This is a genomic window from Paenibacillus sp. BT-177 (assembly GCF_025846815.2).
Taxonomy (GTDB): Bacteria; Bacillota; Bacilli; order Paenibacillales; family Paenibacillaceae; genus Paenibacillus; species Paenibacillus polymyxa_C.
Map to the genome: position 1 here is coordinate 171,869 of NZ_JAOYTP010000001.1, position 22,616 is coordinate 194,484.

18 protein-coding genes are annotated in these 22,616 nt (G+C 47.6%); 1 reads left to right on the top strand and 17 read right to left on the bottom strand.

Features of this window, described 5'->3' with window-relative positions:
* Positions 1 to 39: 39 nt before the first annotated feature.
* The 12 genes from OIU26_RS00920 to OIU26_RS00975 form a co-directional block, all read right to left on the bottom strand.
* Positions 40 to 1,023 (bottom strand): AAA family ATPase, encoded by a 984-nt coding sequence (locus OIU26_RS00920; RefSeq protein ID WP_013371542.1) that lies wholly within the window; start codon positions 1,021 to 1,023, stop codon positions 40 to 42.
* Between the two features lie 114 nt (positions 1,024 to 1,137).
* Complete coding sequence (locus tag OIU26_RS00925) at positions 1,138 to 1,833, bottom strand: YdcF family protein (RefSeq protein ID WP_264215713.1); 696 nt, start codon at positions 1,831 to 1,833, stop codon at positions 1,138 to 1,140.
* On the bottom strand, positions 1,830 to 2,387 hold the full coding sequence (locus OIU26_RS00930; protein WP_013371544.1) for a DUF402 domain-containing protein: 558 nt from the start codon (positions 2,385 to 2,387) through the stop codon (positions 1,830 to 1,832). Before OIU26_RS00930 ends, OIU26_RS00925 begins: the two co-directional genes overlap by 4 nt.
* Positions 2,388 to 2,552: 165 nt before the next feature.
* Positions 2,553 to 5,213 carry a PBP1A family penicillin-binding protein gene (locus OIU26_RS00935; RefSeq protein ID WP_264215714.1) on the bottom strand — a complete coding sequence of 887 codons (2,661 nt, stop codon included), beginning with the start codon at positions 5,211 to 5,213 and terminating at the stop codon, positions 2,553 to 2,555.
* A gap of 190 nt (positions 5,214 to 5,403) precedes the next feature.
* Positions 5,404 to 5,646 (bottom strand): RNA chaperone Hfq, encoded by a 243-nt coding sequence (hfq, locus tag OIU26_RS00940; protein ID WP_013371546.1) that lies wholly within the window; start codon positions 5,644 to 5,646, stop codon positions 5,404 to 5,406.
* Positions 5,647 to 5,666: 20 nt separating this feature from the next.
* A complete protein-coding gene (gene miaA / locus OIU26_RS00945) occupies positions 5,667 to 6,647 on the bottom strand; it encodes a tRNA (adenosine(37)-N6)-dimethylallyltransferase MiaA (RefSeq protein ID WP_013371547.1) in 981 nt (326 codons plus the stop codon).
* Positions 6,631 to 7,482, bottom strand: a complete 852-nt coding sequence (locus tag OIU26_RS00950; RefSeq protein ID WP_040103540.1) for a class I SAM-dependent methyltransferase — start codon at positions 7,480 to 7,482, stop codon at positions 6,631 to 6,633. Before OIU26_RS00950 ends, miaA begins: the two co-directional genes overlap by 17 nt.
* Before the next feature lie 12 nt (positions 7,483 to 7,494).
* Complete coding sequence (gene mutL / locus OIU26_RS00955) at positions 7,495 to 9,600, bottom strand: DNA mismatch repair endonuclease MutL (RefSeq protein ID WP_264215715.1); 2,106 nt, start codon at positions 9,598 to 9,600, stop codon at positions 7,495 to 7,497.
* A gap of 70 nt (positions 9,601 to 9,670) precedes the next feature.
* Positions 9,671 to 12,490 (bottom strand): DNA mismatch repair protein MutS, encoded by a 2,820-nt coding sequence (gene mutS / locus OIU26_RS00960; RefSeq protein WP_264215716.1) that lies wholly within the window; start codon positions 12,488 to 12,490, stop codon positions 9,671 to 9,673.
* A gap of 110 nt (positions 12,491 to 12,600) precedes the next feature.
* Positions 12,601 to 13,836 carry a putative amidoligase domain-containing protein gene (locus OIU26_RS00965; protein WP_264215717.1) on the bottom strand — a complete coding sequence of 412 codons (1,236 nt, stop codon included), beginning with the start codon at positions 13,834 to 13,836 and terminating at the stop codon, positions 12,601 to 12,603.
* A gap of 125 nt (positions 13,837 to 13,961) precedes the next feature.
* Entirely contained in the window at positions 13,962 to 14,519 is a 558-nt protein-coding gene (locus OIU26_RS00970) for an outer spore coat protein CotE (RefSeq protein ID WP_264215718.1), read from the bottom strand.
* 126 nt (positions 14,520 to 14,645) lie between these two features.
* Entirely contained in the window at positions 14,646 to 15,542 is an 897-nt protein-coding gene (locus OIU26_RS00975) for a LysR family transcriptional regulator (protein ID WP_025675099.1), read from the bottom strand.
* A gap of 115 nt (positions 15,543 to 15,657) precedes the next feature.
* On the opposite strand from OIU26_RS00975, the gene OIU26_RS00980 reads away from it, so the two are divergent.
* Positions 15,658 to 16,974 carry an amino acid permease gene (locus OIU26_RS00980; RefSeq protein WP_264215719.1) on the top strand — a complete coding sequence of 439 codons (1,317 nt, stop codon included), beginning with the start codon at positions 15,658 to 15,660 and terminating at the stop codon, positions 16,972 to 16,974.
* A 21-nt stretch (positions 16,975 to 16,995) separates the two neighbouring features.
* On the opposite strand, the gene OIU26_RS00985 is transcribed toward OIU26_RS00980, so the two are convergent.
* From OIU26_RS00985 to OIU26_RS01005, 5 genes are all read right to left on the bottom strand, one after another.
* Positions 16,996 to 17,952, bottom strand: a complete 957-nt coding sequence (locus tag OIU26_RS00985; RefSeq protein ID WP_013371555.1) for an aromatic acid exporter family protein — start codon at positions 17,950 to 17,952, stop codon at positions 16,996 to 16,998.
* A 117-nt stretch (positions 17,953 to 18,069) separates the two neighbouring features.
* Positions 18,070 to 18,903, bottom strand: coding sequence for an ABC transporter permease (locus tag OIU26_RS00990; RefSeq protein ID WP_137078719.1), 834 nt, complete (start codon positions 18,901 to 18,903; stop codon positions 18,070 to 18,072).
* A gap of 8 nt (positions 18,904 to 18,911) precedes the next feature.
* Positions 18,912 to 19,724 (bottom strand): ABC transporter ATP-binding protein, encoded by an 813-nt coding sequence (locus OIU26_RS00995; RefSeq protein WP_264215720.1) that lies wholly within the window; start codon positions 19,722 to 19,724, stop codon positions 18,912 to 18,914.
* Positions 19,721 to 20,809, bottom strand: a complete 1,089-nt coding sequence (locus tag OIU26_RS01000) for an ABC transporter substrate-binding protein (protein ID WP_264215721.1) — start codon at positions 20,807 to 20,809, stop codon at positions 19,721 to 19,723. Before OIU26_RS01000 ends, OIU26_RS00995 begins: the two co-directional genes overlap by 4 nt.
* 140 nt (positions 20,810 to 20,949) lie before the next feature.
* Positions 20,950 to 22,467: a carboxypeptidase M32 gene (locus OIU26_RS01005; protein WP_264215722.1), complete on the bottom strand. Its 1,518-nt coding sequence runs from the start codon at positions 22,465 to 22,467 to the stop codon at positions 20,950 to 20,952.
* Positions 22,468 to 22,616 lie beyond the last annotated feature (149 nt).

The following is a 22,616-nucleotide window of genomic DNA, read 5'->3' on the forward strand; positions in this document are numbered from 1 at the left end:
TGTCATACAATTCGATATGATTCAGATTCCTATTATCGCCTATCTTTTGTCCATTTTCAAATCCTCTGGTCGCAACGTCATCAACTCCTGCTTACCGGGTTGCCCGCTCCTGTACTGATTAAGCAGCCTGACAGCTTGGTGTCGAATCGCTTTTTCAATCACATTACGAACATAACGTGCATTACTAAATGCATGGAGACTGTCATTTCGCTCATTTAGCAAATGCTCCTTCATTTTGAGTATAGACTGAGGCATGAGAATATAATCCCTTTCCTTAGCCATCAATTCCGAAATTTGAATGAGCTGATCCACAGTGTAGTCAGGAAAATCCAACTGGATTGGAAAACGGGAAGGAAGACCGGGATTTGTCCGTAAAAAAAAGTCCATTTCTCCCGAATACCCTGCGAGGATCAAAATAAATTGATTTTTTTGGTCTTCCATGGCCTTCACCAGGGTATCAATCGCTTCTTTTCCAAAATCTTTTTCCCCTCCGCGTGCTAAACTGTAAGCCTCATCAATGAACAGCACGCCGCCAAGAGATTTCTTTACCAGGTCCCGCGTTTTTTGTGCGGTGTGGCCGATATACTCACCTACCAAATCAGCCCTCTCCACCTCAATCAGATGGCCCTTACTCAGCACCCCCATTTTTTGCAGCATTTTAGCGATAATGCGGGCTACTGTCGTTTTCCCCGTACCTGGATTTCCTTTGAAAATCATGTGATATACGTGTGCGTTACTCAACAGACCTGCATCAGTACGCATGTGGGCGATTTGTAAAAAGGCATATACCTCAAATACCAGCTCTTTGATGTTATCCAAGCCGACGAGATGATCGAGTTCTTTCTGAATTTCCTGATAAAGACTGAGATACTGCGGTAGCGCCTGCGACTTGGTCGAAGCCACTGCTTCCGTCTCGTCCACAGTCACCGAAGCGATCGGCTCCGGGCTACGCAGCACGACATTGATTTGTCTGGAAGGTCTCTCCTCCGACCGCTTGCCCGCGGCGATTCCCCGTCCGTTCATGCATCCATCACCTCAACATTTCTTCAGGCACAGCTTACCCTATTAATGTATTCGGTCCAGCATGTCCTTATTAGCATAAAAGCAACGAGAACGTGCACTAATCCTTCCCTCAATTCAGGCAATCCAAGTTTGAGCACTGATCCACCACCGTTGCAGCGTCCATTTAGCGTAAGCCAACACTTCTCTTGATTGATGGATTGGCATATTCAGCACTTTGGATTCGGTCAGAGCCATCTGAGGATGATCAAAATTCAAAAATTGAGCAATCTCCATCGCCCGAGGTCCATGATAGCTATGTGTGATGATTACGGTGGAGTTCCAGTCATATTCCTTCATGATACGCTGGCTGTAGAGCAGATTTTCGTAAGTACTGGTCGCCTGGTTTTCTAACACAATATGCTGTACAGGGACTCCTCTATCTACCAAGTAGTGTTGCATCCCCTCGGCCTCCGTGTACGGAAAATCAGGTTGATCCAGTCCTCCACTTACAATTAGCCGCTGCACCGTCCCGTTTCGATATAACCGCAAGGCTTCTTCTAACCTTTCTTTTAAACCAGGACTGGGTTCAGCTCCCCACATAGAGGCACCTAGTACGATACCAATTTGTGCATGTTGGAGTGGATTGGTAGAGGCAGCTGTATTCATATTCCATACTCGGATACCTGCCCATACGAATCCGACCAAAATAAAAATCATCAAACCAAGTATGAAACGCTTCGATACCATAAATATTTTCCCATTGCGACTTTGCCTGCTTTTTGGCTCATGAAGTTGGGGCCCAGTACTTTTAATCCACTGCAAAAATTTCACCGTTCTCTCTTGAAATCACCGTTGTGAAACCATTCAGCCCGGTGTTTCAGCGACATTTTAAAATAGGGGAACATATGAGCATCGATCTGATGTAACAAGTCAGCCGCCGTTCGGTTAGCCAATTCTGCTTCTTGCGTAGAAATATGTCCCCGTTGTAGCGCCTCCTCCAATTCATCCTCATCCACCAGGAAGATTTCACCGTTTTTAAGCACGACCACATCCAAATACAAATCATCAAACCAAGGAACTCCTTGATCGGTTACTCCTTGATTTCGGCAGGTGTCAATGTACCATTCAACGATTTGCTCTCGATTGTCAAACATAGCAGTCACCACATAATGCTTACCTTTGGGATAATATTGTAACCAGGAATAACCTTTATCGGCTATGCAAAACGTATGACCACCATAACTTTTCCATAATGGCTCCTTGAGACTTAAAATAGTATACAGGGTCACATATCCTGTAAACGCATCACTTTCTACATACCGGCAAGCAAACTTGCGATTGGTGATTCTGCGCCAGTTGGCCCGGTCTCCGAATTTGCGCTTCATAAATGATGTTCCTCTCCAACATTGGTAAAACCAGCTTACCATATTTAAACTGTACACTCAAAAATAACCCCTGTATTACAGCAAAAAAGGTATTTTCAGACTGTCAAAACAGTCCGAAAATACCTTTGATTTGAAGCCACTATCATCTTACATAAAACATATTTGCTAATCCCGGTTGTGACGTCCACGATTGGAGTTTGAATGACCGTTGGATGTGCCTTCCTGACTTCCATCCATAATAGCACCTGTGGTAGATGCATCTGTATTTTCTGGATTGGTCATAGTATTTTCATCAGTTATACCTGAATCCGGTGTAGTCGTCTGACCATTCCCCGTATTTGTATCGTTTCCGTTCCCAAAATTGTCGTTACTGTTGCCTGTGCCTCCAGTACCATTTCCATTGTTACCTCCAGGAGACGTTGGAACTTGCTCAGAACCAGTACCGTTATCAGTACCTCCAGGAATCGTATTCCCCTGGTCCGTACCATTCTGACCGTCTATATTCTCGCCATTATCCGGTACGGTTCCATCCTGATTAGGATCGTTTCCTGGCTGCGGATCTATCGGAGTAGTCTCTGCCGGAATTTCTACACTAATCGTATTGGAAGCTGCGGATTCTTTACCATCCGCTCCATAAGCTACGACATAGTATTGATACGTTTTTCCAGCTACAGGAGACGTATCTTCACCACTCGTGCCTCTCATCGCCTCCATAATCGTCCGGAAGCTTCCTTCGGAAGACTCTTTACGATAAACACGGTATTGTACATTGTCTCCCTCTGCCGCATTCCAAGACAACGATACAATTTGGGTATCCTGACTATAAGACCCGCTCAGTCCGCTTGGAGCAGTGGCCTGAACCGGCTCTTCTGGCTTCTCCTCAACCGGTGGTTCATATCCCTTCGGCTCGCTAAATTGCGTAACCGGATGCCCCTTGAGAGCTTCACCCATGACCCTACCGAAAAAGGCAGCCGACTGTCCACTGTAGTTTCTCAACATATGCTTACTGTCCGGCTTGTCATAACCCATCCATACCGCTCCGGTATATTCCGGCGTATAACCGACAAACCAAATGTCCCGGTTACCACTGTTGCCGCTGATTCCACTTTGGGTCGTACCCGTTTTACCAGCTACAGGCCAGTCAATACGTGCTTTGCGACCTGTACCGCTATTGACCACATTTTGCATCATTTTTGTCATTTCATAAGCCGTTTTCTCACTCATAACAGATTTGGATTCCTCATTATGAGTATAAACCACTTGATCATCACTATTATTAATTTGCTTAATGGAGTAAGCTTTTTGGAATTGTCCCTTATTGGCAAAAGCGCTATAGGCCTGCGCCATTTCGAGGGTATTTGTTCCTTTGCTTAATCCCCCCAATGCGATAGCAAGCGAGTGATCATTTTTGTCCATCGGTATGCCTACGCTCTCGGCGAATTGAACCCCTTTTTCCACACCGATTTGGTTCAACAACCATACAGGTGGTATATTTTCAGACTTCGTAATGGCATCGATCATGCTGATGGTCGAAGAGTAACCATGCAAGTTTTTCGGACTGTATCCGTTAAAGCTCTGCCGTTCGTTACTCAAAGGAGTATCTATCGTAAATTTACCGGATTCAAGAGCTGGCGCATAGGCTACAATCGGCTTAAAGGCCGATCCTGGCTGTCTGCGGCTCTGTGTCGCACGATTGAAGGTTCCCTTTTTGTAATCCCGTCCGGGTGCCATCGCGGCAATACCACCTGTTTGGTTGTTAATAATAACCATAGAGGCTTGAACAGGCTGATCGTCTGGACTCTTTTCGAACATATCATCATCTGCCATCGCTTGGTCCAGCGCATTTTGCGCCTGAGCATCCATTGTCGTATGAATTTTATAACCACCAATAATCAGATCATTGCCGCTGACTCCTGGCAAGGCATCCTCTGCCTCATCCATGACATATTCCATAAAATTTTGATACTTTTGCACTTTTTCCGGTTGTTTGTAATCGTAATTTATAGCCTTGGCTTCTTCCATTTCCTGCTTGCCAATCATTCCCTGCTCAAACATCAGCTGGAGAACCACAGCACGCCGGGCCTTTGAGTTTTCCGGGTTACTGATCGGGTTATACTTGGATGGCCCTTTCGGAATTGCTGCCAGTGTAGCGACTTGCCACAACTTTAATTTATTTAAGTCTGACTCTCCAAAATAGCCTTCCGACGCTGCCTTAATTCCAGAATATGAGCGTCCAAACCAAATCCGATTCAGATATAGCGTAATAATTTCATCTTTAGTCAAATTCCGCTCCAGTGCCATTGCGATGGATACCTCTGTCGCTTTACGGAAAAAGGTTTTGTCACGTGTCAAAAACAAGTTTTTGGCCAACTGCTGAGTCAGCGTACTGCCGCCCTCCACCGCAGAACGAGCAACGATATCCTTCACTGCCGCCCGACCGATAGACCAAATATCAACTCCTTGATGCTCCATAAAACGCTTATCCTCAGTTGCGATAAAAGCTTTTTTGAGCAACGGTGGAATTTCTTCACTCTTCACTGGGTCACTTTTTTGCACAGACAGCTCACCCATGAGCACACCGTTGCGGTCATAAACCTTTGATGTCTCGTTCACTGTAATTTTGTCCTTGTTGGCTTTGTAGATTTTTTCGCCATTAACCATGACAAATAAATAACCACCAAGTGCGCAAAATATGGCTAATGCTGCTGTAATAAACAGCGTCCACCCAACTCGCTTACCTGTTATTTTCTTTTTCTTGCCCTTCGGCTTCTCTTTAGATGTGTTTCTATTGCGATTGCCGGATCTGGACAATGAATCGTTTGGCATTCCCCTGACTCCCTTTCGCGAATAATCATTATGTCACCGAGCCTAAGCTTAGAGCTAGCTGTCGGCAGCATGAAAGTAAACGGAATGAAAAGAACAACCCTGATCAGGTTGCTCCCGGTCACATTCCTATACAGTTAGACGAGACGGACGCCTGAAAAGTTTCATTACCCGGGCGTCCGCCCAGCCGTAATCAGTTATCGCTAGCGTTATCTTGTTGTACAAGCGATACGTTGCGTTGCGGTGTAAAGGTGGAGATGGCATGCTTGTAGATCAGCTGTTGCTTTCCATCCGAATCGATAACAATTGTAAAATTGTCAAATGCTTTAATCGTTCCTCGCACCTGGAATCCATTGATGAGGTATACCGTTACAGGTATAGAATCCTTGCGCAATTGGTTCAGAAACGTATCTTGGATATTAATAGACTTGTTCATTTTAGCCGTACCCCCAATAATCATTTGGATTGTTTTGAAGTATATTCAAGGTCTGTCCGGAACTTTCCTGCTATAATTTCGTGTATTCGGGCTACATGAGCAGAAAAATTTTCGAAATCAGTGACATCTACCCACTGGATATCCTTCATATGGCGAAACCACGAGAGCTGTCGCTTCGCAAAATGACGCGTATCCCGTTTTAGCCAAGTCACCGCCTCCTCCAAAGACACCTCTCCCCGCAGGTAGGAGGATATCTCTTTATAGCCTAGACCTTGCATGGAGATGGCATCGCTTCGCACTCCCCGTTCCATTAAGGAGGTTACCTCAGCAACAAGCCCTTGATCGAGCATCCCGTCAATTCGGTCTTCAATACGTTTATATAGCATTTGCCTATCCATTGTCAAACCTACGATGCAGAGTTGGTAGGGAGATTCCTTTTTTTGACTGGCAAGTTGAGAGCTAAGTGTTGTTCCGCTAACATGGTAAATTTCCAGCGCTCTCACGACTCGACGACGATCATTAGGATGCAGACGAAGTGCACTTTCGGGATCAACTGCCTTTAGTCGCGCATGAAGCGCTTCGGCCCCAAACTGATCGGCATAGTCAAGCTGTTCCTGGCGAAAAGCTTCATCAGCCCCTACCTCAGAAAACTGGTATTCATAGCAAACCGATTCTACATACAAACCCGTTCCGCCTACGATGAAAGGTAGCTTTCCCCTAGATTGAATATCAGGTATGAGACGACGACAGTCTTCCTGAAATTGGGCTACTGAATATGGGTATTCAGGCTCATGAATATCGATTAAATGGTGCTTGATTCCTTTCATTTCCTGTTCGGAAATTTTGGCAGTTCCAATGTCCATATGACGGTATACCTGCATGGAATCCCCGGAAATAATTTCCGCGTCAAATTGTCGAGCCATTTCGATGCTTAGTTTCGTCTTGCCAACCGCAGTCGGGCCAACAAGAACAAGTAGTTTAGGCTTAGATGCCACTGTCAATATCAATCACTCCGTACACTGTTTTCGTTGTGCCCCGTTGCTCCACACGGAAGCCGAGGCGGGCAAACTCTCCGCTACCCCTTTTTTCTTTCAATACAATTGTTTTTCGTGCAACCCTTTTCGCATGAGCAATACTTTCTTCATTCAACGCATCTGGATTAGCCAATCCTCTCAATGGACCGATTGCACTGGAATCAAGCAACGGATCACGGAACATCGGGTCAAAATAAATAATATCTACACTTCGATTCGGCAAGCTACGCAAATAGTCCAGATGATGACCATAACGAACGTCAATGTCTGAAAAGGCTCTATCCACTGCAGCGTTACCGGAACGGTAATGCCTCATCCCATCCTTGATTAATGCATAGACAGGGAAAGAACTCTCCACAGCTGTAACTTGTCCAGAGCTTCCCGTTCCAATCGAGAATAGAAGAGAATCCGTACCGAGCCCTGCCGTGCAATCGAGCACGGTATCACCCGGGGCAAGTCGGGCAGCCGTCAACATCGGATCAGCCTCGCCCTTTAATACCCTTTTAGCTCGAATGAATCCCATGCTTGGATGAAAAATCATCGGTGATTGTTCCGGGCCAATCAGCCTCACCCCGCCCTGCACCAGCACCAGAGCCTGACGGACTCTGTGAGCAGCGATTAGCTTAGCTACTGATATGCCGCGACGTGGAGCGTACAGCACCCCAAGCTCGGCTGCAAGCAACTTTGCGCGCTCCACAACCTCGTCCGAGGGAGAATCTCCTGTCGTGACCAGTAATTCAGCTTGCTTCTCACGAAGCATCATCTGCTTTTCTTCTTCACGGTTTTCCCAATCCTGCAACATATTTATACTCCCTTACATTACTCTTTTAAACAGCTTCTCCAGATCATATGTGGAAAAGGAAACAACGATGGGGCGCCCATGGGGGCAGGTATAGGGTTGTTTGCAGGCTGCCAAACGCTCTAGCAGCACGGAAGCCTGTCGGTCAGTCAGCTTCTGATTTGCTTTAATCGAAGCCCGGCAGGAGCACATGATTGAGGCAGCTTCCCGCAGTTTAGCAAGATCAATGGCTTTTTCCTCCAGTACCCATCCGGCCATTTCCTCAATGACATCCGCTTCTTCTCCTTTGGGGAGCCAGTACGGATATGAGCTGACACGGAAGGTTTGCCCGCCAAAATGCTCCAAATACACCCCCGCCTGTTCAAACCAGTGCAACCTCGTTTTCAATTTTTCCGTCTCGGAAGGCGTAAATTCCAATGTAATTGGCAGTAACAACTCCTGTGATACTGATTCAGGATTGCCAAATTTTTCGTAATAAAATTCGTAATTGACCCGCTCATGGGCGGCATGCTGATCAATTAAATACAAGCCCTGGTCATTCTGCGCAACCAGATAGGTCCCATGGTGCTGACCGATTAAATTCAGCTCAGGAAAAGTAGGCACCTCAGGGGCTGTCCCCGACAACGCTGCCAATTGCTCTGTATTTAGATGCTCCTGGCGCGGCTTCTGATCCGTGAATTTAGTAGTGTTGTCTGCAATTGGTGAAACAGCAGAACGGTAAGCAGCAGAAGCAGCCGTTTCCTGTATCCCTTCGCTGTACGAGGAAGAGACATCTGTTTCGGCATGATCTCCTGTGGATATCCCTGTAGTCGTCCCATCAGGAAGCGACACGCCTCCTCTAACATCACCCTCGTTGTTTTCTTCCACAAAATCTGCATCCAGCTCATCATCACTGATACTTTGACGAGCGAGATTGTTGGCCTGTCCAATGACGGAATGGCTCCCCCTATTCGGAAGTTGCTCATGTTCATGGCTAAACTTCTTACTCTCTTCATTACTTTCATTACTACTTATATTATCTGCAGAAGTATCTACTTTTGCACTATTTCCTTTCGAGAAATGAAACTGCTCCTGCACAAATGAGCCGCTATCCTTGCCGCCAATTTCGCGTTTGACTGCCTTTGGAATCAGCACTTGCTGCCCTAAAACAGCTTTTACCAAATCTTCAACCAGCTGAAACAGTTCAGCTTCTTTACTGAACCTCACCTCCAGCTTGGCTGGATGGACATTAACATCCACCAAAGAAGGATGCATGTCCAGTTGGATCACAGCTAGCGGATAACGATTAATCGGCAACAAAGTATGATACGCCTTGAGCAGTGCCTGATTGAGCCCATAGCTCCGCACAAATCGTCCATTCACTACTGTCGAGATTGCATTTCGATTCGATCTGGTCCACTCTGGGCGACTGATATAGCCGCTAATTCGGTAATCAAGGCTCTCTCCTTCCACCATCAACATTGATTTCGCCGCAGAAGTTCCGTAAATAGCAGCAATCACTTGGAGCAAATCACCATTGCCCAGCGTTTGCAACAATGTATTACCATTATGCCGCAATGTAAAGGCCACTTCTGGGTGCGAAAGCGCCATTCGGTACAATACATCCGAAATGTGTCCTAATTCCGTCTGGATCGTTTTCATATATTTTAGCCGTGCAGGTGTATTATAAAACAGATCGCGTACGGTAAAATCCGTCCCCTGCCTTCCAGCAGCATCCTCGTGAAGCATCAGTTTACCGCCCTCAATCACCAATTTACGGGCACGGCCGTCATCTCCTGCTGCTGTGAGTAGCTCTACTTTTGAGACAGCCGCTATACTTGGCAATGCCTCTCCCCGGAAGCCGAGACTTGTGATCTGGAACAAGTCTCGGCCATGTCCGATTTTGCTTGTCGCATGTCGATAAAATGCCGTTTCCACGTCCTCAGGCTCTATCCCACTGCCATTATCCGTCACCCGAATACTTTGCAGGCCGCCCTCTTCTACCCATACGTCCACTCGTGTACCGCCCGCATCAATCGCATTTTCCACCAGCTCCTTCACGACGGAGGCTGGACGTTCCACCACCTCACCGGCAGCAATCTGATTCGCAATATGCTCATCTAGCACTCGAATTTTAGACATCCTTTTAACCTCCTCCTGACTTCAAAGTGTGATGAAAAATAAGCAAAATAATAATGTCTAATATTCTTAATTACAGACCATTGGCCTTGTTCTTTAATTCATTTAACAGTTGCATCGCCTGTAAGGGTGTCATATTCATCACATCAGCATTTTTCACCTTCCGCAAAATTTGGCGCACGATCGGATTAGCTTCTACCGTCTCTGGTTGTGGCTTGGAGGGAGCAAGTTCCTGTTCTCCGAAAATGGACAGCTGTACCACGTCAGAAGCTGCATGCTCCAACTCACCTGAATCTTCCACAATCTGTAGAGTATCTTCTTTTACCAGGGTAGCTTGCTGTGATCCAGACTGGACTAGTGGTGCAGTTTCTCCGTTTGCTCGCAATGTCTGGTCTGCATATTTTGCAGACATTGGAGAAATCTCTTCTGTCCCTGGCACTGTACGAAGATCAGTCCCTTCCTTCGCTCCTCTTGCTGTCTCGGTGCCTGCCGTTACTTGAGCTGCCGCCTGTTCAAAACCATACAGCAGACCATTTGCTCGCTCAATAATGTTATTAGGCAAACCTGCAAGCCGGGCACAATAAATACCATAGCTACTACTAGCCGCTCCCGGTATGAGCTTGCGTAGGAAATTCACCTTATCGCCGCTTTCCTGCACGGCCATGGAGTAATTTCGCAGCGAAGACAGACCTTGCTCCAAATGGGCCAGCTCATGGAAGTGCGTAGATACCAGCGCCTTACAGCCAATCGTATCATGCACAAATTCGATGACCGCTTGTGCAATTGCCATCCCTTCGCTGGTGGATGTTCCTCGTCCCAGTTCATCAATTATAATCAGACTTCGTGGAGTTGCCTTGTCCGTCATGACTTGAATATCTGCCATTTCGACCATAAACGTACTCTGTCCGCCAATGAGATCATCCGCTGCGCCGATCCGTGTGAAAATGCGATCCAGCATCGGCACTTTAGCACGTGCAGCCGGGACAAAGCAGCCAATTTGAGCCATAATCGCAATAAGTGCAACCTGACGCATATACGTACTTTTCCCAGCCATATTCGGACCGGTGATGAGTAGAATATGCGCATCGGCTTCTTCCAACACTGTGTTGTTGGCGATAAAGCCGCCATCTTTCATGACGGCCTCCACAACGGGGTGGCGTCCCTGTTCCACTACAAAATCATATCCTGTTGTCAGCTCAGGCTTCACGAATCCACGTTCCGCGCTAACCGTTGCCAGCGACTGATACACGTCAATTTCAGCAACTTGCTCTGCCAGCTTTTGCAGACGGGGAATTTCAGCGTTCAGTTTACTGCGAAGCTCGGAGAAAAGAGTGTACTCCAGATCCACCATTTTATCCTCAGCTTCCAGAATCAGCGATTCCTTTTCCTTCAATTCCGGTGTGATATACCGTTCTGCATTCGCCAATGTCTGTTTGCGTTCATATCGACCTTCTGGTAATGATGCCAAATTGGATTTGGTCACCTCGATGTAATAACCAAACACTTTGTTGTATCCGATTTTGAGTGACCGAATGCCGGTTGCTACTCGTTCTTTGGCCTCCAGCTCAGCAATCCAACGCTTACCGTTCACACTCGCCTCACGCAGTTCGTCTAGACGCTGATGGTAGCCTTCCTTTATAAGCCCTCCATCTCTTACGGAAATCGGGGGGTCATCAGCCACTGCTTCCTCAATCAGCGTACACAGGTCTGCACAGCTGTCCAATGTTTGTGCAATTCGTCTCAGCGTATTCGACGGAGATTCAGCGCACAGCTCGCGTAAAGACGGAATTTGGGCCAGAGACAGCTTGAGGGCGATCAAATCTCGTGCATTAGCACTACCAAAAGCGATCCGTCCTACCAAACGCTCTAGGTCGTAAATCTCTTTAAGCTGAGCACGTACATCCTCGCGGAAAATAAACTGGTGGTATAGCTTGTCTACCGCTTCTAACCGTTCCTCAATTAAATTGCTACTCAACAGCGGCTTGTCGATCCAACGACGCAACAAACGTGCGCCCATGGATGTCTCTGTCCGATCCAGCAACCACAGCAACGAGCCTTTCTTGGAGCGTTCACGCACCGTCTCCACCAGTTCCAGATTCCGGCGGGTAAATGGATCCAGAATCATAAAATGATTAGGCTCATAGACCGAGATTTGGGTCAGTTGACCTAACGATCTTTTTTGCGTTTCATTTAAATAGGAAATCAGGCGCGATACGCACCGTCTGCGTTCCTCCGTAAGCCTTGCCCACGTGGCTTCACCAAATTGATCCCGTACCAGATCATCCTTGGATTTGTCCCAAGCCGTATACACAACCCGCCTTCCAACAGGGGACATACGGGTGGTCACAAAATCAAGCAAATGACCATCTCCCAACATTTCGGACGGCTCATAAATGTTAATTTCATCTAATAGCCATTCTTTCGAATCAGGTACGGAAGTCACATAGAGTTCACCTGTCGACAAGTCGCATGCCGCCAGCGCCAACATCCCGTCCGTCTCTGTGACACATACCATGTAGTTGTTGGATTTATCACCCAACACCTTGCCCTCCATAACTGTACCCGGGGTCACAACACGGACAATATCCCGTCGCACCATTCCCTTGGTAGCTGAGGCTTCCTCCATTTGTTCACAGATGGCCACCTTATAACCCTTCTCAATAAGGCGTTGTATGTAATTTTCTGCTGAATGATAAGGCACGCCGCACATCGGAATTTTCTCCGCAACGCCACCCTCACGACCAGTCAGTGTAATTTCCAGCTCCTTGGATGCAAGAATCGCATCATCAAAAAACATCTCGTAAAAATCCCCTAGGCGGAAAAACAAAAACGCATCTTTAGCCTGCTCTTTTATAGATAAATATTGCTCGATCATCGGTGTATATTTAGACATACCGTTACCTAACCCCCACACTTTGTTCCGTTTAAACTTACAATTACCTTTCATTATATCAAAAATGACAGTCGATAACATGAAACCCTCTCGGGTGTTGACACTTGATTTTACGAAAGCTTCCAGTACGGGCGCAAATCCCGTGTTTCATCCCATTGTTTTCCCTTGCGAAGACTATCCAGCAGTGGCGCTATATAAGCTTCATATTGAGAAAAGATCTCTAGTGAAATCATATCTAAAATAAGTGGCTCCATATACTCTCTAAGTACAACCTGATTCCCTTCATAAAAAGCTCTGTGAGCCTCTTCTTCTCCCAGCGGCCTACGCTGCAAACGTGAATATTGGGAAGCGATCAGAAACGCCATCCCAATCACACCTTTCGCCAGCTGTGGCGAGATTAGAAAACTGGGCAGTGTTCGATATTCAAAGCCTCCATAAGACTGACGGCGAAAATCGCCCAAATTGCCATAATGCGGTCTGCGCCGAGCCGAGCGCTTGTCTTCCAGCAGCGCCAGAGGCAACGCCAAATAGTTATCTAGTGCCCTGAGCAGGGCACCATTTAGCGGAACCCCGCTGAAATGCAGATGTCCGCCCAAGGGAAAACCCGGTTGCGGCATTCCGCCCGCCTGCCAGATGAGCGTATGGTCATCTATCTGCCGAGCTGCTATCGCAAAAGCTTGGCGCAGGTGCCTCAGCAGACGGGCCGGATCTTCACTTGGTGCAGGACGAAGCTCAGCGACTGGGTATAGCGTTCGTCCTCGGCGGGTAACGGCATCGCAGCCGGCTACGCCTAATCGGCCCAAATATCGAGAGGCTGGAACAACCCTCCCCTCTGGCATACGAACCAGCACAAATTCGGGATCCATTCCGATTAATAGTCGCGCTCTGCCCCGTTCCGCTGAAAGTTCCTCTCCCGGAGCATCCTTTTCACGAGCAGCAGCTTCATATAGCGTGGCCAAACGTCTATTGTTCAGCCATGGCTGTGCCAAGACATGGCGAACCTGACAATTACGTTCTCCCAGCGGGGTCAGCACTACCTCGCCACTGTCCAAACCAAGAGTATACAACGCACGTACAGCCAGCCGCTCCATCCGGACATAGAGCGGTGATTGACGTTCTAGTTCAGACCGATCATATGCACTAACCTTAGTAGAACCTTCTAGGGCACGTTTACGGATTTCCAGCACCCGTAGTTGATGGATTTGCACCGCGTAGCCGATCGCAAAATCTGCTGTACTCTCATCCAGCCAACGAACCGAAATACCTGAGCGCTCTAATCTGCGCATTTTTTCATCGTCCGTCATCTGTCTGAAACGTCTGAGCGCCTGTCCCGGTTGCTGCATCATAACTCCCCCTTACCGATCTACGTACGGACTTAAACAATCCAAACGACAAAAAAGGAGGGCCTTTGCCCCCTGCGCAATATCAGCCGGCGCAAAGAGTAAAGTGGCCCTCTTTTTGGTCACTCCTGTCAGAGCTCGTCGTCAATGAGGTCGGGGTCGAGCTCCTCATAGTCCCCCTCTTCCGCTCCAAAATCAAAGTCTTTTTCAAAATCATCACTGCTGCCATACGGGAATACTTCTACAATAATCTTCGTTTCCGCCACCAGCTCCACCGCAAATTCCCGCTCGACCCGGATCATTACGCTGCCACCTCCAGAAGACACACTGGCCTCGACGCAACTTGGCTCCTGTGTAGCTTCGGCGGATACTTCCACTGTAGACGCCCGGTGCTTCGGATCAAGATACGAGAGCGGCACATTTTCTACGTACGACACCGTTTCCTTAGCCACATCGGTCTGCGAGTTTTTATCGTATGAGTACCAAATATTGATATCATACGTCCCAATGACCTCAATGCCGTCTCCAGCCGCCACAGCTTCATACTGGTGGTTAATAATCCATGCCCCCAAAATACTGGTCGGATTATTCGGCGGAGTTACGGTATGGGTTACGGTAGAGAATCTGCGACCTTTACCACAGATCGCTTTGGTAATAATCTCTCTACGATTTTTATGACTTAATGCCATTCTTGAACCTCCTCCATACAATCAATCATTCCATACATATGTATGCAGGTTGTGGGCGAATGTTGAGTGAATAGGCGAAAAGGAAAAAATATTATTTGTATAAGCATATGCCGCCATGGCTTGAACTCATGCACGCCAATGTGTTACATGCTGCTCAACGATCTGTAAAAATTCGCTCAGAGCTGGCGATTTCCACTTTTTCGTGTGATAAGCGACCTGAGTAGCCACCTGCTGTTCACTGTCATCCCAGGCTAGACGTGCCATTTTCCCTTCTCGCAGCTCATTTTGTACCGTAACCAGCGGAAGCAGCGCAATACCCAGTCCAGCCATGACGCATTGCTTGATGGCTTCTATGCTCCAAAATTCCAGACTAGGGTCTGCAAAAATACCGTGTTTGTTCAAATACTGCTCAAAAAGGATTCGGTACGTACATCCAGCCTCCGTATGCAAAATGGTTTCGTCCTTCAAGTCGGCAGGCTCTACCTGTGTATAGGCAACCAGTGAATGCTTCAGTGGCGCAACCAGCGCCATCGGCTCATGTATAAGCGTGGTGATATTCAGTTCCCTATCCTCCGTCTCAGGTTGAAGCAAAAAAGCCAAATCCAATTCACCGGAACGGATCAAATCACGTAATTCCCAGCATTCGCCGGGTTTAAGTACAATTTTAACCTTTGGGTACCGCTCCCTGTACTCACGGATCAGACTCGGCAAACGAAAAGCAGCCAGAGACTCTGGTGCTCCTATTTTTAGCGTTCCTGCTAATTCTGTTTCTGAACGAAGCGCATCCTTGGCCATAGCATGCATCTTGGAAATTTCCTGCGCATAGGGCAGCAGACGTCGTCCGGCATCGGTCAGCATAATTTTCTTGCCAATGCGATCAAACAGCGGCGTACCCAATTCCGTCTCCAGTGTTTGAATTTGAGCAGTAATACTTGACTGTGCATAATCCAGTATACGCGCTGCTCGCGTAAAACTGCCTGCCTCCACCACATTTATAAAGGTAAACAAATGCCGCGATTCCATAATCCGCTCCTTCAATCGATTTTTCCGATGCAAGCAATCGTAATATTCCGTTTTTCCGATAGATTGATTATCTGATAAGCTGGAGAAAATAACAAGAGAAAGAAGGCTTTTCTGCATGACGAATGAAAATAAACTTCAATCCACTATTGGTCTTCCACAGGCCATTGCGCTCTATATCGGAGCTGTATTGGGTTCGGGGGTATTGATTGTGCCTGGTCTTGCCGCCCAAATGGCGGGTCCAGCATCGTTGCTGGCATGGGGATTCATGACCCTGCTCATTCTGCCAATGGCGCTTTCCATGGGACTTCTATCCGCGAAATTCCCAAATGCGGGAGGAGTATCGCATTTTGTGACGTTGGCCTTTTCCCCACGTGCTGGTGCTTATATCGGGTGGTTTTTTCTCATGTCGGTTCCAATTGGGGCCCCTGTTGCCGCACTTACCGGAGCCGGCTATATGACCGCAGCTATGGGCTGGGGAGAGGAAAGCCGCATAATGTTGGCCGCTGCTATGCTGGCGGTGGGCCTGGTCATCAACTGGATTGGTATGAAGGTTGCCGGACGTATTCAGATTGCCGTCGTTATAGCCATCGTTGCCGTCCTGATATTCGCTATTGCCGCAGCACTCCCTCAGATGAAAACTGTTCACTTCACGCCGTTTGTTCCACATGGCTGGCTTTCTGTCGGCCAAGCAGCTGCGATTCTGTTCTGGTGCTTTATCGGCTGGGAGGCTGTGTCCCATATGTCAGAGGAATTTACCAATCCCGAGCGATCTGCCGTTAAAGGTGTGACCATTGCAGCCGTCATTGTAGGTTTGCTTTATTTCCTTACTGCGCTTGCTACGGTAGGCACACAAAGTTACCTTGCAGGGGGTTCGGATGCTTCGCTCATATGGGTTATTAGTCGGGCTATTGGGCCATGGGGTGCGATCATTGCGGGCTTGACGGGGATCTTTATTTGCACCGCTACTATTATTGCTTACGTGGGTGCCGCTTCACGAGTCGCTTATGCTTTATCTCGACAAGGACAGGCCTTTCGCTGGATGGGCGTGTTATCCCAACGCTTCCATACCCCTTTCGGGGGCATTGCTTTTCTTAGCGTCTGCTTCGTGATCATTATGGTGTTGTACGGTAGCGGTGCTGTTTCACTCACCAACCTGATCCAATTCCCGAACGCTACCTTCATTCTGACCTATCTAGGGGGTTGTGCAGCAGGAATCAAGCTCCTACGCGGGAGTCGTTGGGGAGTTTCCATTAGTTGGATTTCCTTCATCTCCACGGCAGTTGTTTTCCCCTTTGTCGGGTGGGCCATGCTTTACCCTTGCCTGATCACCGTTGTCTTATGGATCACAGATCGAATTCGGCATAAACGGACTTTCACTCATCCGAATTCTGCCGTTACTGAACAAGAAAAGGCTACTGTCCGTCATGGATAGTAGCCGCTCAAGGTCCTTACTCTAATTTTTCACCGGAGTAGGGGCCTTGTCCTTTTTAGCGATTTTCAAATACTGGTGAAGCTCATGTGTAAGCTGCAATAATGCCGAACGAATCTCAAATTCCTCCCGAGTTGCGGGAAGCTCCATGGCTTTAAATTCTTCACGAACCTGCTCCAACAGCTTCTCGGTCTGTCCTGTATAATGTCCAGCCAAAACGTCGTTGCTAAGCTGGTCGAACAGCTCGGCAAGAAGCTTGGCCTGCGGCATGTGCTGATACATTTGTGCGATCAACTGCATCATGTTTTGAATCGAATCCAGCTGTTCTTTGCGCATATAAAAATACACATTCCAGCCTTCTTGGGGACGAAGCATTTGATTTTCCAATGAACGACCCGCCTCAGTGACCCCTTTGGTGATCACGCTGTCCGCTTCAATAACTTCCTTGCCATCCCATATGTATGCCGGACTACGCAGCGTGTTGGCCATATTTCTGAATATAACAGAAAATGTCCGATCCACCTCCTGCCGGATTTGTTGCATTGTATTATCAGAACGCGGCATATAAGCTAGATTTACAACCATCGCAGAACCCAGCCCAATCACCAGCAGAGCCAGCTGGGTCAGCAGTACCTCCATATCAATCACACCGCCGCTGAATACTCGGAAAACCACGACCGAACCCGTGACAATGCCTTCCTTAAAGCCCACCCGTACAATGACCGGAAACGCCGTTAAAATATATAATGCAAGTACCCAATCATGGAATCCGAATACCACAAACAAAACACAAGCAAAAAGAAGTCCCACGACGGATGCAAAAAATCTCGCCGAAATGGTGCGGAGACTTCTCTTGCGTGTGACATCCACCCCCAAAATTGCTAAAAGCCCTGCCGAGGTGGCTCCGTGAATGCCTACTCCCTCCGCAATAAGTACGGCCATTAATGCGGCAATAGCCGTTTTAATCGTACGAAAGCCCATGAAAAAATTCTGTCCCCTCTAGATGAAATCTGTTTTCTCATTTTCATAAATATTAAGTATTTCATTTTCATGGTACTTTATTTTCACGTTTTACACAAATATTCAGAAATTTAATAATTACCGATGAGGGCGACCTGAAAGCAAGCGGTGCTCCACATACACGACTGCCTGATACATCAATGTAGCTACGACAGCAATGATCAACAAACTGGACATGACCAGCGTGAAATTGAATACCTGAAAACCATAAATAATCAAATAACCCAAGCCGTTTTTAGCCACCAAAAATTCACCAACAATCACGCCAACCCACGCCATGCCGACATTCACTTTCAGCGTAGAGACAATTGCGGGAAAGGATGCAGGCAAAATTACCTTTTGAAATGTATCACGGCGTGAACCTCCAAACGTGCGAACCACTTTGATCAAATTCGAATCAACTTCCTGAAAGCTGTTGTACACCACAAGGGTCGTAATGATAACCGTAATGGAGAGGGTCGTCATCAGAATCGCGGTAAAACCCGCCCCAAACATGACGATAAAAATCGGACCCAGCGCTACCTTCGGCATACTGTTAAACACAACCATATACGGGTCAAGCACCCTCGACAAGAACGGCGACCACCAAATAAGTACCGCCAGCAGTGTACCGAGCAGTGTGCCGAGCAAAAAACCTGCCATCGTTTCTCCAACAGTGACACCTACATGCCCCCATAATTCACCGTTGACCGCATCCTTGCCAATCTGAGTGAAAATTTTGCTAGGGTAGCTAAACAACAGTACATCAATCCACTTCAAACGACCTGCAATTTCCCACAATACAAATAAAAGCAGCAAAATAGCTGTCTGCACACCTGTTACTAACCACTTTTGCAAACGCCTGTTACGCAAATACGTCTGATGCAGTCCTTGAATCCAACGTTGCTCAAGCTGATCAGCTTCGTTCTTCATACATTAACTCACTCCTTTGCTCCCGAAGCCTCCAGTTCCCCCCATATCTCATGAAAAAGCTCATTAAAGCCCGGCTGCTCGCGTGCATAAAAAGGCTGAGCTTCCCGGATGGAAACCGGAATCTCGAAAGTACGCCGGATATGACCAGGATTTCGCCCCATCACTATAACCCGGTCACTGACTGCAATCGCCTCGGCCAAATCGTGCGTGACTAAAATCGCCGTTTTCTCTCGCTCGCGCAAGGTTTGCACAACGAGGTCCTCCAGCTGCAGCTTAGTTTGATAATCCAGCGCGGAGAACGGCTCATCCAGCAGCAGCAATCCCGGATTCGTCGCCAGCGTCCGTACCAGCGCCACACGCTGGCGCATTCCTCCAGACAACTGGGATGGATGCAAATGCTCCTTTCCTCCCAAACCCATACCTTCCAGCAATAATCGCGTCCGCTCACGCGCAGCTTCATCTACTCTGTTGCTTAGTTCCAGACCTAACAATGCGTTATCCATGATCGTCCGCCACGGGAAAAGATAATCCTGCTGCAACATGTAACCGACCTCAGTGCTCGGGCCACTTACCGGCTGACCTTGCAACATAACTTGACCTGCCGCTGGACGCAGTAGCCCGGCGATCATGGACAGGATCGTCGTTTTGCCGCAGCCGCTTGGACCGACTAAACTGACAAATTCCCCTGTATTTACGGAAAAATCGATATTCTCAACCGCCAGTGAAGCTTCCCGATCCGTCACGTACACATGGGTCACTTGCTCCATTCTCACCATCGGGATCGTCACATCCGCAGTGAGACCACTCTGTTCCTCCATCATGGTGAACCTCCAGCATCGACAGCTGTATCCGTAGCTTCAGTTGTGCTCTTTTTCACATCTGTCTCAGTATTCCCGATAGAGTTGGAGGAGATCGCCTGTTTTGCAAAGCTTGGGTTTACCAGCTTATCTAGTGCAACCGGGCTTTTCAGCTCACCTGCCGAAGCCATGACATCCTGTAAATTCTTCCATTCCATTTCCTCAATCATCGGGTTCATTGCATAGGTACCCTGTTCCTTATAGCGCTTGATACTACTCGTCAAAACAGCTAATTCTGTATCCTTAAAATAAGGTGTAATGGCTTCGGCGATCTGTTCAGGTGAATGCGCAGCAATCCACTGCTGTGCCCGATATATGCCATTTGTAAATTTCTGAGCGGCTTCGCTATTGGTGTTTAGATAGCTTTGCTTCGCCATATATACCGTGTATGGCAACTCGCCACTCTCTACGCCGATGGAGGCAACTACCCGACCCCGACCTTCCTTTTCAAAAATAGATGCCTGTGGCTCAAACAGCTGCACATAATCCCCTGTACCCGAACCAAAAGCAGAGGCGACATTGGCAAAATCAATATTTTGAATCAGCTTCAGATCCTTATGAGGATCAATGCCGTGTTTGCGAAGCGTAAATTCAAGTGACATTTGTGGCATTCCGCCCTTGCGTTGTCCCAAAAAATTTTGTTGTTTCAGCTTTTCCCAGTCAAAGCTATCCTGCGTTTGCCGAGCAAACAAAAAGGTTCCGTCCTTCTGTGTCAGCTGAGCGAAATTAATGATAGGGTCCTCTGCTCCTTGCTGATACACATAAATAGATGTTTCCGCACCGATCAGCGCGATATCCGCCTGATTGGACAACAACGCCGTCATCGCCTTGTCTCCGCCAGGGATCGTAGCCAGTTGGACATCCAGTCCCTCCTGAGCAAACATCCCCTGGCTCAAGGCTACATACTGCGGCGCATAAAAGACCGTACGGGCTACCTCGCCAAGTCTGATCCCAATCGTCTGCCCCCCCTTGGGGGCACACCCACTGAGCAACAGTAATCCGAGTAGTGCCGCAGCCACCACTGCTTTGCAATGAGCGCCGTATTTCATCCTTGTTCCCTCCCCACCTTTACATCGTTGACTTCATATATTGTTATGCGGCTGACGTTATAATGGTTAACTACATACAAAAACCCCGCATTTGCCTATGAATGCGAGGTTTTTGTGTGCGATTGTATAAGAACTCTAAATCAGAGCTTGTATATGGATGTATATTTATCTTCCAGATAGTCGGCGAGATAATCAGGATTCAGATCCTCACCCGTAATGGCTACAATCAACTCAGACGGCGTCCGGCTCTTGCCGTAACGGTAAATCCGTTCAGTCAGCCATTGCTTGATCGGCTCCAGCTCACCAACAGCAATCAGCTCATCCAGGTTCGGCAGCTCCTTGCGCAGAGTCGCCAAAATTTGAGCTGCATACATATTGCCAAGTGAGTAAGAAGCAAAATAGCCAAAATCACCACCGGACCAGTGAACGTCTTGAAGTACGCCCAGCCCGTCGTTCGGGGGTAGAAGCCCCAGGTATTCTTTATATTTTGCATTCCACACTTCGGGGAGACGCTTTACATCCAGCTTTTCATTAAACAGCATTTTCTCAATTTCATAGCGGACAATGATATGTAAATTATATGTCAGCTCATCCGCTTCAATACGAATCAATGAATTTTCCACGCGGTTGACTGCCCGGTAAAATTGCTCTGCCGTGACCTTCGCCAAACGATCAGGAAAATGCTTTTGCAGATCATCGTAATACCGATCCCAGAAAGCACGACTGCGTCCGATTTTATTTTCCCACAAGCGGGACTGGGATTCATGAATCCCCATAGAGGTTCCTCCGGACAGTAGTGATCCTGCCAGCTCAGGAGCAATGTTTTGTTCGTACAGTGCATGGCCTCCTTCATGCAGCGAGCTGAAAATAGCACTGGTTACATCATCTTGCAAATAGTGTGTTGTTATACGCACATCACCTGGATTTAATCCTGTCGCAAAAGGATGCACACTCTCATCCAAACGACCTGCATCAAAGTCATAACCCATCTGCCCTAAAATGAATAGACTGAACTTTTCCTGCTGCTTCACATCAAATACACCGTCTAAAAAGCTCTTATCCGGCTGGTTGGGTGAAGCCTGAATTTTAGACAAAAGGGGCACAAGGCGCTTTTTGAGTCGATCAAAGACAGCATCCAGCTTTTCAACCGTCATCCCTGGCTCATATTGATCTAAAAGTGTGTCGTATTCTGTATCCTTAACACCCCAGTAGCCGATAAACTCACGCTTCATGTCTACGATTTTAGACAAGTACGGTTCGAATCCGGCAAAGTCGCTATGTTCCTTTGCTTCCTCCCACTTGCTTTCCGCCTGAGCCGCTAAAATGCTATACTCCCGGTAGCGGTCTGCCGGAACCGAACGATTCAGCTCATAGTTTTTGCGACATTCCTCTACCAATCTGCGATCATTGTCCTCCAGTTGCTCCAGCTTGTCTTCTGCGGCAAAAAATTGCAGCAACTGCCCCATTTCATCTGAGATCATCAGCTTGAACATTTCCGTGGACAGCATCCCCAACGTCTCGGACCGAATGTCAACGCCCTTGCGTGGAGCTCCTGTCCGTAAATCCCAGTGCAGCAAGCCGACTGCTTCGCCATAACCGCTGATTTTGTGAGAGATTTCCTTTAAAGCCGTCCATTGATCCAACGTCTGTTGCTCCATAATTAGGGTCACCTCTTTAACTTAAAATGGTTAAAACTTTACAACTACCTATACTTGATGATACTTATATTAAAAAGTATAATCAACACACAACATGTACGACCAACTCCTAATACCTGGATCAACGTTGGGCAGTACATATTGCACTT

Coding starts and splice junctions, on each gene's coding strand:
- OIU26_RS00920 (WP_013371542.1), bottom strand. CDS start 1,023: ATGAACGGACGGGGAATCGCCGCGGGCAAGCGGTCGGAGGAGAGACCT.
- OIU26_RS00930 (WP_013371544.1), bottom strand. CDS start 2,387: ATGAAGCGCAAATTCGGAGACCGGGCCAACTGGCGCAGAATCACCAAT.
- OIU26_RS00935 (WP_264215714.1), bottom strand. CDS start 5,213: ATGCCAAACGATTCATTGTCCAGATCCGGCAATCGCAATAGAAACACA.
- hfq (WP_013371546.1), bottom strand. CDS start 5,646: ATGAACAAGTCTATTAATATCCAAGATACGTTTCTGAACCAATTGCGC.
- OIU26_RS00950 (WP_040103540.1), bottom strand. CDS start 7,482: ATGTTGCAGGATTGGGAAAACCGTGAAGAAGAAAAGCAGATGATGCTT.
- mutL (WP_264215715.1), bottom strand. CDS start 9,600: ATGTCTAAAATTCGAGTGCTAGATGAGCATATTGCGAATCAGATTGCT.
- mutS (WP_264215716.1), bottom strand. CDS start 12,490: ATGTCTAAATATACACCGATGATCGAGCAATATTTATCTATAAAAGAG.
- OIU26_RS00965 (WP_264215717.1), bottom strand. CDS start 13,836: ATGATGCAGCAACCGGGACAGGCGCTCAGACGTTTCAGACAGATGACG.
- OIU26_RS00970 (WP_264215718.1), bottom strand. CDS start 14,519: ATGGCATTAAGTCATAAAAATCGTAGAGAGATTATTACCAAAGCGATC.
- OIU26_RS00975 (WP_025675099.1), bottom strand. CDS start 15,542: ATGGAATCGCGGCATTTGTTTACCTTTATAAATGTGGTGGAGGCAGGC.
- OIU26_RS00980 (WP_264215719.1), top strand. CDS start 15,658: ATGACGAATGAAAATAAACTTCAATCCACTATTGGTCTTCCACAGGCC.
- OIU26_RS00985 (WP_013371555.1), bottom strand. CDS start 17,952: ATGGGCTTTCGTACGATTAAAACGGCTATTGCCGCATTAATGGCCGTA.
- OIU26_RS00990 (WP_137078719.1), bottom strand. CDS start 18,903: ATGAAGAACGAAGCTGATCAGCTTGAGCAACGTTGGATTCAAGGACTG.
- OIU26_RS00995 (WP_264215720.1), bottom strand. CDS start 19,724: ATGATGGAGGAACAGAGTGGTCTCACTGCGGATGTGACGATCCCGATG.
- OIU26_RS01000 (WP_264215721.1), bottom strand. CDS start 20,809: ATGAAATACGGCGCTCATTGCAAAGCAGTGGTGGCTGCGGCACTACTC.
- OIU26_RS01005 (WP_264215722.1), bottom strand. CDS start 22,467: ATGGAGCAACAGACGTTGGATCAATGGACGGCTTTAAAGGAAATCTCT.